Here is a 12314-nt window from a genome sequence, read left to right as displayed (position 1 = left end):
AGAGATGAAAATTGTCAGGGGCGGTGGGGGTAGATGGGGTAGCAGTCTGTGGTGGTGATGGTGGGAGTGTCGGCGAGGAGTTTGCGGGCTCGGGAGCGGGCGAGGTTGGCGCTCATGGACGGTTCGTCCTCGCTCAGGTCGGCGGCTATCAGGAGGAGGGCGCAGGTTCGGCGGGGTTCCGGTAGACGGTTCAGGGCGGGGACCGCGTCGGCGGACAGTTCTTGTAGGTAGGCGACGTCGATCTTGCCCGTCTCCTTGTAGCGGGTGACGTTGTGTTCGGCGATGAAACCGTCCGGGTTGATCGACACCAGGACGATCATCGCGGCCGCGGCGCTGGCGGCGACGGCGCGGGGTAGCCAGGTGACGCGGCCTCGGACGACCCCGGCGACCGCGACCAGGATGATGACGACGCCGAGCCACAGTTCGAACGCGTGCACCCACAGGCGCAGGCGCGTCCAGCCGAACGTCTCCTCGTACAGGTAGAGGCGCCGCAGGGCGACGCCGACGACGACGAGGGTGAGCGCGCACAGGAGTCCGAGGAGGGCACGGACGGTGGCGCGGTCGCGGCGGCTTGAAGAGGGCGCGTACCGCATGGCGACGGCGACGACCGCCAGGACGAGGACCGTCACGGCGACCAGTTGGAAGAAGCCCTGCCGCGCGTACTCGGCGTAGGTGAGACCGGTGGAACGGAGCAGTTCGTCCTTGTCGTCGGCGAGGAACACGCGGGCCTGGATGGCGCAGAACATCAGGAACAGCAGGTCGAGCGCGGCGATCGGCACGACCCATGACCAGCGTCCGGCCGGTTTCGCCGGGTCGGGGTTCAGCATCCGCAGTGGCGGGGGTGCCTGTCCGAGGAACGCGGCCGACGCCGCCAGCAGCAGGATCAAGGCGCCGGTGTATCCGTAGGCGACGACGGAGTCCGGTGAAACCTCCGGGAAGAGTCCGGCGGCGAGGCTGCCGAACGCGGCGTCCGCGCCGACGAACAGCGCGCCGAACACGGCGAGCAGCCCGGCCGCGATCAGGCTCGTCCGGATGATCGGCCATGCGGTGCCCCGCCCGGACGTCACCGCCCGGTACGCGCCGCGTCCCGCCCAGGGCAGCATCCAGCAGGTCGAGGGCAGGATCGCGAGGCCGCCGCCGAGGACCTCCACCCAGGACCGTCCACCGGACGCCGCATAGGAGCCCATCGCCACGGAGAGCATGAGGGCGAGCACGACGACCCACTCCGCGTCCCGGATCGCCGCCGTCGCGGAGAGGCACAGCGCGAGCGCCACGAACATGAACCAGGTGCGGTTGAGGCGTCCGGGACGGATGAGACGTCCCGCCGACCAGACCGACACCCCCGACACGTACGCGACGGCCGAAGCGGAGATGAGGACGCCGACGCCGATATGTCCGTTGCGCAGCGCCGGGCCGAGTGTGATCGCGCCGATCACCCCGGCGATGGCCGCGCCCGCCACGAGCGCCGGGGACATCGGGAGGGTGGGAGCCTTCCAGTCCGCGATCGCCCGGCCCAGTTTCGTCGGCGGCGGGGCCGGAGGGCGCGGCGGCGCGGGCGGTCTTGGGGCGGGCGATGGTTTCGTCGTGGTGCGCGGGTCGGGCGGCACGAAATCGGCGCCGGGTGGGTTGGTCATGCGTGTTCTCCGGTGTTCGGGGGGATCATGACGCGGATGCGGCAGCCGCGCAGCGTGTCCAGGACGGTGATGTCGCCGCCGTGCAGTTCGGTCGCCCAGCTCGCGATGGCGAGGCCGAGGCCGGTGCCGCCGCCCGGTGTCCCGGCGGGCGGGCCGGACGCGGAGCCGCGGGTGAACCGTTCGAACACGCGGGACCGTTCCTCGGGTGGAATGCCGGGCCCCTCGTCGGCCACCTCGATGGCGATTCCGCCCGGCGCGGCCCAGGGACGCGCGGTGACGAGGACGGGCCTGCCGTCCGGGCCGTGCCGGACCGCGTTGTCCAGCAGGTTCGCGACGATCTGGTGGAGGCGGTCGCGGTCGGCGGCGGCGCGCAGGCCGGGCGTCACATCGAACTCGAACACGGCGTCCGGGTGCCCGGCGGCGGCCTCCGCCACGACGTCGTCGACGAACGCGGCCACGTCGATGTCGGTGACGTCGAGGGTCGCCGCGCCCGCCTCGACCCGGGACAGGTCGAGGAGCTGCGTGACGAGACGTCCGAGCCGTTCGGTCTGCTCCAGCGCCGTTTCGAGGACGTCGGGCGTCGCGGGCGTGACCCCGTCCGCGACGTTCTCCAGGACGGCGTGCAGCGCGCTGATCGGGGTGCGCAGCTCGTGCGACACGTTCGCGACGAACTCGCGGCGCTGCCGGTCGACCTCGGCGAGGTCGGCGGCCATCCGGTTGAACGCCTGCGCCAGCTCGCCGACCTCGTCCCGGGACGTGGCCCGCACCCGGCGGCTGTAGTCGCCGCGCGCCATCGCCCGCGCCGCCGCCGTCATCTCCCGCAGCGGCGCCGTCATGCCGTGCGCGAGCAGCTGGATCACGACCAGGGAGATGATCACACCGACCGGCAGCGTCTCCCTCGCCCGGAATCCCATGGGGTATCCCCACAGGACGATGAGGACGGCGACGCACGCGGTCACCACGACCACGACGCCGAACTTCACCTTGATCGAGCGCAGCGGGTCCAGCGGTCGCGGCAGCTTTGCCCACAGCCTGTGGACGAAGTCGCGGTCGACGGCGGTCACGACGCCGTGTCCAAGCTGTATCCGACGCCGTGGACGGTCCGGATGAGCCCTTGCCCTAGCTTGCGGCGCAGCGCCTTGACGTGACTGTCGACGACCCGCGTGCCGGACGCGTCCGCCCAGTTCCACACCTGTTCGAGCAGGACGGCGCGGGTCAAAACCGTCCCGCGGTTGCGCAGCAGGCAGGCCAGCAGGTCGAACTCGGTCGGTGTGAGGTGCACTTCGCTTCCGTCCAGCCGGACACGGCGGCCCCGCTGGTCGACCTCCAGCGGCCCGATCCGCACCGCGTCGTCCTTCAGCGCGCTCGCCGGGGGCCGGTCGACGCGGCGCAACACCGCGCGGACGCGGGCGACCAGCTCCCGCATGCTGAACGGCTTGGTCACATAGTCGTCGGCGCCGACCCCGAGCCCCACGAGCAGGTCCGTCTCATCGTCGCGGGCCGTCAGCATCAGCACCGGGACGGGACGGCTCGCCTGCACCCGACGGCAGACCTCCAACCCGTCGAACCCGGGCAGCATCACGTCGAGCACGATCAGGTGCGGCTCGAACGCGCGGGCGCGTTCGACGGCCGACGGGCCGTCGCCGGCGACGTCGACGGCGAACCCCTCGGCCGCCAGCCGGTCGGCCACGGCCCGCGCGATCGTCGGTTCGTCCTCGACGACGAGGAGCCGCGTCTGGTTCTCGGTCACGCAACCAGACTCTAGAAGTCGGACTTGTCCGCCTTGAGCGGAAGATGTGCAGGAGTTGTGAAGATCAGGGACCGATCGGCCAGGTATGGACGGGCGCGTTGTCGCGCATCCGCTCCACGTAGGCGCGGGTCATGACACGCAGCGCCTCATGACGCGAGACGCGTGCGGACCTCTCGATGGCGTCGACGGTGTTGATCTGCCAGGCGGCCCCGGTCTGACCGGTGACGCACCGCCGTTCGACGATACCGAGGAGCCGATCGCGGCGGGCCGGTTCGACACCCCACCGGGTCAGCCCTTCGTGGGCCAGCGGCAGGAGCGTCTTCAACACGAGCTCGGACGCGGGCACTTCCCCCATTCCGGGCCAGTACAGGCTGGCTTCGAGCCCGTCACGGGCCGCGCGATGCAGGTTCTCCTCCGCCGCAGAGAACGACATACGCGTCCACACGGGACGTTCCTCTTCGGCGAGCATGCGCACGACGCCGTAGTAGAAGGCCCCGTTGGCGATGACATCGGCGACGGACGGCCCACCCGGCAGGACGCGGTTTTCCACACGCAGGTGCGGACGGCCCTTCACGACCGCGTAGATGGGACGATTCCAGCGGTAGATGGTCCCGTTGTGGAGGGTCAGTTCGCCCAGTTCGGGGATGCCGCCCTCCTCTAGAACGGCCCGCGGGTCCTCCTCGTCGCAGAGCGGCAGCAGCGCGGGGAAGTAGCGGGTGTTCTCCTCGAACAGATCGAACACGGACGTGATCCAGCGTTCGCCGAACCAGACGCGCGGCCGGACGCCCTGCGCCTTCAGCTCGTCGGGACGAGTATCAGTGGACTGCTCGAACAACGTGATCCGGGTCTCCTGCCAGAGCCGATGCCCGAACAGGTACGGGGAGTTGGCGCCCATCGCGACCTGCGCCGCCGACACGGCCTGGGCCGCGTTCCAGTAGGCGCCGAACTCGTCGGGGCTCACCTGAAGGTGGAACTGGACGCTCGTACACGCGGCCTCGGGAGTGATGCTGTCGGCGTGCATCCGCAGCGCCTCGGGGCCGTCGATCGCGATCTGCATCTCCTCGCCGCGCGCCGCGAAGATCTGGTCGTTCAACATCTTGTAGCGGGCGTTGGCGGAGAGGGTCTCCTCGCCGATGTCCGAACGCCGCAGGGTCGGCAGAATGCCGATCATGGCGAGCCGTCCGCCCAGCTCACGGGCGCGTGTGTCGGCATGGGCGAGATGGTCGCAGACCTCCGCCTCCAGCTCGCCGGTACTCTCGCCGCCCAGCTCCCGGGGCGGGATGTTGATCTCCAGGTTGAACTGGCCGAGCTCGGTGGCCCAGGCCGGGTCCGCGATCGCCTTGAGCACGTCCGCGTTACGCATCAGCGGGTCACCGAGTGAGTCGATCAGGTTGAGTTCGATCTCCAGCCCGATATGGGGGTGCTGGAAATCGAACTGGGATTCGCCCAGCATGCGGGCCAGCACGTCGAGGCACGCGCGAACCTTGTCGCGGTACCGCCGCCGATCCTCGCCGCTGATGGTGGCCGAGGCCACGTCCCTGCCCATGTGTCCGTCCCTGGTGATTCGGAGGAACCGTCATAAACGGGATCTCCCGGTGCGTGGAGGTGAAAACCACGCCTGTCGATTCCGGCGCCCCTTTCGTAACCGGCAGGTAGCGTGTTGGTTCGTCTGGAATCCCGCCTATCCCCCCGGCGGAGGGCTTCATGCGCATGCGCCCCCGGTCCATCAGGGCCAGGGACACGATCATCGCCGCCGTGATCGCCGCCCTCGTCCTCGGCATCACGGCCGTCGGTGTCGACGTCACCGTCCGCACGGTCGTCAAGGCCGACCTCATGCAGAACACGCAGGTCCCGGGCCGAAGGATCAGCGCGGCCGTCCGCGACGGATCACTGGAGGGCCAGATCCCGGACGGCACGCGCGGACGCGTCCTGGTTCAGGTCGTCGAGCCCGGTGGACGTGTGACCAACGCCACCCCTGCCGCCGCGAGTCTGCCGCCGGTGAGCAGACTCTGGCCGTCGAGCAATGTGCGCATCCGCGACTACACCGAGTGCCATGGCGCCTGGCCGATACGTGAGTGTTCCGTCATCGAGGCCATACGTGTCACCACCGCGCCCGACTCCGTCGTCGTGTACTCGGCGGAGCGGCTCCCGTCCTACCTGGTGAACGGGCTGCTGGAGATGGTGCTCGCGCTGGCCGTCCTGCTGCTGACCTGTCTCGTCGCATGGATCACCTGGCGCGTCGTCGGCCGCACCCTCGGCCCGGTCGAGGCCATCCGCGTCCAACTCGCCGTGATCAGCGCGACGGACCTGAGTCGCCGCGTCCCCGAACCGCTGCGCGAGGACGAGATAGGCCAGCTCGCCCGCACCGCCAACGCCACCCTCGACCGGCTCGAACGCGCCGTCGCACGACAGCGGCAGTTCGCCTCCGACGCGTCCCACGAACTGCGCACGCCCATCACGGCACTGCGCGCCAACCTGGAAGACGCCTCGATGCACCCGGAGGACAACGACCTCCACGCCGTCGTCGAGTCGGCGCTGCGCGACACCGACCGGCTGGAGGCGATCATCACCGACCTGCTGCTGCTCGCCCGTATCGGCACCGGCGGAATGCTCGCCCTGGAGCCGATCGACCTGTCCGAACTGGCCTCCACCGAGATCCGCCGACGCTCCTTCAACCGGAAGATCAACACCCAGCTCTACCGGCATGTCATGGTGCGCGGCGTCCGCGTGCAGCTCGCCCGGCTCCTCGGCAACCTCCTGGACAACGCCGAACGCTACGCCGACTCGACCATCACGCTGGAGGTGACCCGCAAGAACGGGCACGCCGTCCTCACCGTCACCGACGACGGCGTCGGCATCGCGCCCGCCGACCGCGAACGCGTCTTCGAACGCTTCACCCGCCTCGACACCGCCCGCAGCCGCCACGCGGGCGGCACCGGCCTCGGCCTCGCCATCGCCCGCGAGGTCGCCCAGGCGCACGGCGGAACGCTCCGCGTCGAGGATCACCCACACGGCGCCCGCTTCGCGCTCCGCCTCCCCCTGATCACCACCCTCGAACGCCTGCCACGCTGACATGCGGCGTGCCGCCCCCCCCGACACGCCGCAGGTCAACAAGGCACTCAGGCGCGGACGGCCTGAATCTCCAGCAGAAGGTCGACCTTGTCGCCGAGCAGAGCCTTGTCACCCTTCAGCGGGACGTTGAACTCGATGCCCCAGTCCTTGCGGTTGATCGTGGTGGAGGCGGAGAACCCGGCGCGCGTCCCGCCCCAGGGGTCCTCGGCGACACCGTTGAACTCGACCGCCAGGCTGACCGGACGGGTCACACCCTTGATCGTCAGGTCGCCGTCCAGGTAGTACTCGCCACCCTCGGCGCGCACGCCCGTGGTCACGAACGTCATGGTCGGGTGGTTCTCGACATCGAGGACGTCGGCGGTGCGCACATGCGCGTCCCGGTCGGCGTTACGGGTGTCCAGCGAAGCGACCTTGATCTCCGCCGTGGCGGTGGACTCGGCGAGCTCCTCCGCGATCTGCACGGACCCGCTGAACTCGGTGAACGTCCCCCGCACCTTGGTCATCAGGTGCCGGATGACGAAGGTGACCTCGGAGTGCGCGGGGTCGATGTTCCAGGTACCGGCGGTCAGTCCGGGCGCTACGGCGGTGATGCTCATGCTGGCTCCTATGCTTGAAACTTCAACGACATCTCGAAGATTAGTTGAGGGTTCAAGCACATGTCAAACCCGGACCGCTAGATCTCCGACCCGGAGCCCGTACGCAACACCCACGCCCTCAAGGTAGAGGCAAACCACCCATCCCAGACTCCGCCCACACAAGGCCAGATTCGGCCTCAACCACCCCACACGAGAAGCAGCAGGCCCAGCAGCACCAACCCCAGACCGACCCCCACGATCACGCCGTGCACGATGCCCCGGGCATACCGGTCGGACGGCCCCCGATGCCGCGCGGGCGCCCGGTAGCCGTTCACGTGAACCTCACCTTGAACCAGACCTTGACCGCGTCACCGGGCAGAGCCGTGATGCCCCACTGCTCGCAGAACGCCTCGACGAGTTCCAGCCCACGCCCACACTCGGCATCCGGCGCGGGCGACTGCTTGCGCGGAAACACCCCACCGGCCCGCCGATCATTGTGGACGGCGACCTCCGCCCACTCGCCGTCGAGCAGATAGGTCACCCGCACATACCGCCCGGTCCCATAGAGGATCGCGTTCGTGAGGACCTCCGACAGCGCCTGAACGGCATCATCGGTCACCGAGCGCCCGACCCCGAACTCCTGGTCGAGGACGTCCCGCAACCACTGCCGCCCGACCGACACGTTCCCCATCTCGGTCTCCAGCCGCAGAGACCCCTTAACCATCCGCCGCTGGCCGTACAGGCCCTCCCGAGCCATGAGCGCCTGCCCACCCGTCCGACGATGCCCATCAGGCAAGTTCCCCTCGTCCACCGCGCACGCATGACGTCGAATCCCCAAAAGACCCGAACACGCCGCGTTATGAGTCGCTACGCTCCGAGTGTGCACCGAGAGTCACATGGCTGTACAGAATTCCTGTGAGAATTCTCAAATATTGTTTTCGCAATTCGCTATAACGCGAACAAGGGGGAACAGAATGACAACTCGGACAAGCCCGACAGTCCGCCGCCGTCGCCTGGCCAGGGAGATGCGCCAGCTCCGCCGCACGACCAAGGCGTCCCGCGAGGACGCTGCCGCATACGCCGGGATCGCCCCGGCGACCCTGAGCAGAATCGAGGCGGCCACCCACGCCCCCAAGCCCGCCGACATCCTCGCCCTCTGCAAGTTCTACGGCCTCGACGACGACGCGACCGAAGCTCTGGTCACGCTCGCCAGGCAGAGCCGCCAACGCGGCTGGTGGCACAAGTTCGGCGACACGATGCCCCCAGGCTTCGAGGTCTACGTAGGACTGGAGGAAGAGGCAGTGGAGCTGCGCTCCTACATGTCCGAACTAATCGATGGGCTCTTCCAGACGCCGGAGTACATGCGGGCTCTGGCGCTTGCGTCGCTGGAAGTCCCGGATGACTCCGAGTTGGAGCGACTCATCGCCGTCCGGACTCAGCGCCAAGAGCGGTTGCTCGATGGCCTTGACAACCCACAAATCTGGACCATCCTGCACGAGGGTGCACTTCGGACGCATGTTGGTGGCGCTGACGTGATGCGAGAGCAGCTGGCTCACATCAAGGAGCTGTCCATGCGCAATTTTCTGACGCTTCAGGTGATGCCCTTCACGGCTGGTGCGCATCCAGCCATGTTGACGGGCTTCCACCTTCTGAAATTTCCCTACCCAGCGGACCCCGACGTTGCGTACATTGAGTACGAAGCAGGCGGCATCTACCTAGAGCAACCAGTGGAGGTTGATCTCTATGTCAGGCTCTTCGATCAGCTCCGCGCCAGGGCTGCAAGCCCGGATGAGTCGCGAAGGCTGGTGGACAGAATCCAACGAGAGTTCTGAGTCGCGAAAGCCCGAAAAAATCGTTACGGGCGTACATTGGCGTAAGAGCACCTGGAGTGGTAACGGGGGTGCCGACTGTGTAGAAGTAGGTGTGTGGCGCAAGAGCGCCCACAGTGCGAACAACGGGGGATGTGTCGAGCTCGGACCCTGCGCTTGTTGCGGGACGGCCGTGCGGGACAGCAAGGACCCCGAGGGGCCGAAGTTGGCGTTCAGCATCGCCTCTTGGCGTGCGTTCCACGCCGACGTGCTAGCAGGCCGGTACGACCTGCCCTAGCCTCTTCCGCTGCGCGTTGAGCCCTGGCCGTTCGGCTGGGGCTCACGCGCTGTAAAGCAAGACCGACCAGGCACTTTGGGCACTTCAACAGACTCGGTCTTCGACCTATCGTCGTCTAAAGCCCGAGGAGAGGAGTGCCTTGATCATTTACGACGAGTCCGGGTGGCGTAAAAGCGGCCACAGCGCCAATAACGCCGCATGCGTCGAGGTGACTGAATGGCGCAAGAGCATTCACAGCGCGAACAACGGGGCGTGTGTCGAGGTCGGGCCTTGCGCTTGTTGCGGGACGGGTGTCCGGGACAGCAAGGACCCTGATGGGCCGAGATTGTCGTTCAGCCTCGCGTCCTGGCGAGTGTTCCACGCTGACGTCCTGGCCGGACGGTACGACCTGACGTAACCCCATCGCTCCGCGTTGAGCCCTGGCCGTTCGGCTGGGGCTCACGCGCTGTAAAGCAAGACCGACCAGGCACCTGACGTAGTTGCGTCGCCCTGGGAGGACGGCGGGCTTGCAGGAGTAAGGTCGCTACGGCGATTTTGAGGGATGGCGGCGCTGCTGGCGCAAAAGTTTAGGGTGGTGGAGAGGCTGTTTAAAACTGGCGATTGACGGTGTTGGGGGTGGGGGTTACCGTCCGTGCAGTTCTCGGTCTAGGGCGTACGCGTAGTCCGGAACTCGCTTCCACGGTCGTTGGATCGGCGACCGCTCCCGGGGACGAGGGAATCGTATGCGTGCAGGACTTGCCATTTCCACCGTGGTCGTTGTGGGGGCGGCTTCGACTGTGGCTTCGGTTGTACCGGCCGCGGCCGGTGCTCGCCTCGTTCGAGGGCCGGACGGGGCCAAGGTCGAGGTCGTGAGCGTGAACGGCTCAGGGTGTCCGGCCGGAACCGTCAATGCGTACCTCACGCAGGATACGAACCAGATACGCCTCGGATACAGCGACTTCGCGGCCCGGACGGGTCCTGACTCGAACCTCCCTGACCTCCGCCGCAACTGCCAGGTCTCCCTGAAGATGCACATGCCGGAGGGCTTCACCTACGGCATCGTGTCGGCGTCCCACCTCGGCTATGCCCTCATACAAGAGGGCGCGAACGCCGTCGTGAAGGTCGAGTACTCCTTTCGAGGTACTCCGAGCCCCTTCAGACACACCGTGAACGGGCCCATCGACGACATCTGGTGGTTCCCGGTGCCGCCGCCGATCGACTCGCCCACCTGGAAGCCATGCGACGAGGACCGGCCGCTTCGCATCAATAGCGAGCTGCGGATCCACCCGGGAACCTCAGATCCGTCGAAGGTCAACTTCATCAGCATGGACTCCCTCGAAGAAGGCCCTCACCACGTCTACGCCCTGGCCTGGAAGACCTGCCCTTAGCACGCGAACAGCGACCACCCACTTCTACGAGCTTTGGGGTACCACTTCGGGCGTCCCTCCTTCGCAGAGTGCCGCCGAGACTTAGTTCGTCTTGAGGCGTGATTGAGTCGGTGATGATCGATTGATTTGATATTTGTGGTGCGGGTGGGAAATCTGTGCGGGGGCGGCAACCAGGGTGGAGGGATTTAGTGGTGTGCCGAGTGGGCAGCAGGTCCGTTTCGGCGGAGTTAATCGTATTTCGATGGGTTTTGCAGGGGTGGAACCTGTTGAAAATCGGTCATTGACGGTGTCGGGGGTTGGGGTTACCGTCCGGGCAGTTCTTGGTCTAGCGCATGAGCGTAGGCCGGAAAACGCTTCCATGGTCGTTGGATAGCGGCCATTCCCCCAGGGAAGAGGGGATCGTATGCGTGCAGGGCTTGCCATTTCCGCCACCGTGGTTCTGGGGGTGGCCGTGACCGTTGCTTCGGCTGTGCCGGCCGTGGCCGGTTCTCGTGTCGTTCCGGGGCCGGACGGGGCCAGGGTCGAGGTCGCGACCGCGAGCGGCACGGGGTGCTCCCTCGGTTCCGTCTATGCGGGCCTCTCGGAAGATGCAGATTTGATGTACCTCAACAATTCCGTGTCCGCGCAGGCGGGTGCCGGTTCGTCACCCAGTCAGAGCCGCCGCTACTGTCAGGTCTCCCTGAGAATGACCGTTCCGGAGGGTTTCACCTACGGCATCGTGTCCTCGACCTACCGTGGATATGCCCAGATACAAGAGGGCGCGAGGGCCATCGTAAATGCCAATCATTCCTTCTCCTCTGGCTCTGCTTTCTTCAGGCATGCCGTGCTCGGGCCCATCGACGGTCCCTGGGAGTTCACCGGTCGGTGGCCGAATGATGAGATTCTCTGGAAGCAGTGCGACGACCTCCGGAATTTCGAGACTCGCAGTGAACTGTCGGTCGAACTGGGTAGCTCGGATCGCTCGAAGCTCAGTTCCATCTCCATAGGAGAGGGAACCGGTCTGGCCAACCACGACTATCAACTCGCCTGGAAGACCTGCCCGTAGTCCGCGAGCGCGACGCTCTTGTTTTTGCCGACTTGGACCGTCCTCAACGGCTCTCGTCTTACGCGGACGGGAGTCGCGGACTACCACCTTCACAGTCCTTGGACGGGCGACCGTACCCAATGAAGAGGGGATCGTATGCGTAAGGGACTCGCCGTTTTCGCCGCGGTTGTTGTGGGGGCGGCTGCGACTGTCGTTCCGGCTGTACCGGCTATGGCCTGGCCGCCCGGGACCTGGCTCGAGGTCGTGAGGGCGAACGGCTCAGGGTGTTCAGCCGGTACCGTCCGGGCGTTCTTCGCGGAAGATACGGGAAACCAGATGGAGGTCGAGTACAGCGGCTTCACGGCGAGGGCGGGTGGTGACTCGAAACCCCACGAGAGCCGTAGCGACTGCCAGGTCGCCCTGATGATGCACATGCCCGAGCGCTATACCTACGGCATCTCGGCGACGTACCACAGAGGATACGCCCACCTACAGGAGGGCGCGGATGCCACCGTGAAGACAGTGCATGCCTTCGAAGGTGCTCCAGATGCCTTCACGCGCACTGTGAAGGGCCCCTTTGACAGCATCTGGACGCTCTATCATCACCCGCCGTCGCCGCGCCTGATCACCTGGAAGCCGTGCGACAAGGACCTTCTCTATATCAACAGCGAACTGCGGGTCGACGCGGGAACCTCGGATCCGTCGGAACTCAGCGACATCGCCATGGATACCGGCAGCGGAGCCTACGACCACAGCTACATACTCATCTGGAGAGACTGTTCGTAG

At 66.9% G+C, this 12314-nt stretch carries 14 protein-coding genes; 7 read left to right on the top strand and 7 right to left on the bottom strand.

Annotated elements, in window-relative coordinates:
• Positions 1 to 14: 14 nt before the first annotated feature.
• The 4 genes from BZB76_RS02695 to BZB76_RS02680 form a co-directional block, all read right to left on the bottom strand.
• Complete coding sequence (locus BZB76_RS02695; protein ID WP_121432689.1) at positions 15 to 1634, bottom strand: DUF4153 domain-containing protein; 1620 nt, start codon at positions 1632 to 1634, stop codon at positions 15 to 17.
• Positions 1631 to 2698 carry a HAMP domain-containing sensor histidine kinase gene (locus BZB76_RS02690; RefSeq protein ID WP_246006717.1) on the bottom strand — a complete coding sequence of 356 codons (1068 nt, stop codon included), beginning with the start codon at positions 2696 to 2698 and terminating at the stop codon, positions 1631 to 1633. The genes BZB76_RS02695 and BZB76_RS02690 overlap by 4 nt, the downstream gene beginning before the upstream one ends.
• Positions 2695 to 3384 (bottom strand): response regulator transcription factor, encoded by a 690-nt coding sequence (locus BZB76_RS02685; protein ID WP_121432688.1) that lies wholly within the window; start codon positions 3382 to 3384, stop codon positions 2695 to 2697. Before BZB76_RS02685 ends, BZB76_RS02690 begins: the two co-directional genes overlap by 4 nt.
• Positions 3385 to 3448: 64 nt before the next feature.
• A complete protein-coding gene (locus BZB76_RS02680; RefSeq protein ID WP_121432687.1) occupies positions 3449 to 4930 on the bottom strand; it encodes a glutamate-cysteine ligase family protein in 1482 nt (493 codons plus the stop codon).
• A gap of 158 nt (positions 4931 to 5088) precedes the next feature.
• Here BZB76_RS02680 and BZB76_RS02675 point away from each other — a divergent pair, with 158 nt between their 5' ends.
• A complete protein-coding gene (locus BZB76_RS02675) occupies positions 5089 to 6456 on the top strand; it encodes a sensor histidine kinase (RefSeq protein WP_121432686.1) in 1368 nt (455 codons plus the stop codon).
• 47 nt (positions 6457 to 6503) lie between these two features.
• Here BZB76_RS02675 and BZB76_RS02670 read toward each other — a convergent pair whose 3' ends face one another.
• The 3 genes from BZB76_RS02670 to BZB76_RS02665 all read right to left on the bottom strand — a co-directional run bounded on the left by BZB76_RS02670 (position 6504) and on the right by BZB76_RS02665 (position 7788).
• A complete protein-coding gene (locus tag BZB76_RS02670; protein WP_121432685.1) occupies positions 6504 to 7052 on the bottom strand; it encodes a YceI family protein in 549 nt (182 codons plus the stop codon).
• A gap of 176 nt (positions 7053 to 7228) precedes the next feature.
• On the bottom strand, positions 7229 to 7366 hold the full coding sequence (locus BZB76_RS34530) for a hypothetical protein (protein ID WP_170180488.1): 138 nt from the start codon (positions 7364 to 7366) through the stop codon (positions 7229 to 7231).
• Complete coding sequence (locus BZB76_RS02665; RefSeq protein ID WP_121432684.1) at positions 7363 to 7788, bottom strand: ATP-binding protein; 426 nt, start codon at positions 7786 to 7788, stop codon at positions 7363 to 7365. The genes BZB76_RS34530 and BZB76_RS02665 overlap by 4 nt, the downstream gene beginning before the upstream one ends.
• A gap of 217 nt (positions 7789 to 8005) precedes the next feature.
• On the opposite strand from BZB76_RS02665, the gene BZB76_RS02660 reads away from it, so the two are divergent.
• The 6 genes from BZB76_RS02660 (at position 8006) to BZB76_RS02635 (ending at position 12314) form a co-directional block, all read left to right on the top strand.
• Positions 8006 to 8863 carry a DUF5753 domain-containing protein gene (locus tag BZB76_RS02660; RefSeq protein ID WP_121432683.1) on the top strand — a complete coding sequence of 286 codons (858 nt, stop codon included), beginning with the start codon at positions 8006 to 8008 and terminating at the stop codon, positions 8861 to 8863.
• Entirely contained in the window at positions 8775 to 9137 is a 363-nt protein-coding gene (locus BZB76_RS02655) for a DUF397 domain-containing protein (RefSeq protein WP_337959729.1), read from the top strand. The genes BZB76_RS02660 and BZB76_RS02655 overlap by 89 nt, the downstream gene beginning before the upstream one ends.
• A 208-nt stretch (positions 9138 to 9345) precedes the next feature.
• Positions 9346 to 9534: a DUF397 domain-containing protein gene (locus BZB76_RS02650; protein WP_337959739.1), complete on the top strand. Its 189-nt coding sequence runs from the start codon at positions 9346 to 9348 to the stop codon at positions 9532 to 9534.
• 325 nt (positions 9535 to 9859) lie between these two features.
• A complete protein-coding gene (locus BZB76_RS02645) occupies positions 9860 to 10504 on the top strand; it encodes a DUF4360 domain-containing protein (RefSeq protein ID WP_121432681.1) in 645 nt (214 codons plus the stop codon).
• Between the two features lie 403 nt (positions 10505 to 10907).
• Positions 10908 to 11549: a DUF4360 domain-containing protein gene (locus tag BZB76_RS02640; protein ID WP_121432680.1), complete on the top strand. Its 642-nt coding sequence runs from the start codon at positions 10908 to 10910 to the stop codon at positions 11547 to 11549.
• 135 nt (positions 11550 to 11684) lie between these two features.
• Positions 11685 to 12314, top strand: coding sequence for a DUF4360 domain-containing protein (locus tag BZB76_RS02635; protein WP_121432679.1), 630 nt, complete (start codon positions 11685 to 11687; stop codon positions 12312 to 12314).

Source organism: Actinomadura pelletieri DSM 43383 (assembly GCF_003634705.1).
Lineage (GTDB): Bacteria > Actinomycetota > Actinomycetes > Streptosporangiales > Streptosporangiaceae > Spirillospora > Spirillospora pelletieri.
Note: the sequence above shows the minus strand (reverse complement) of the source record. Positions and strands in the feature narration are given on the sequence as shown.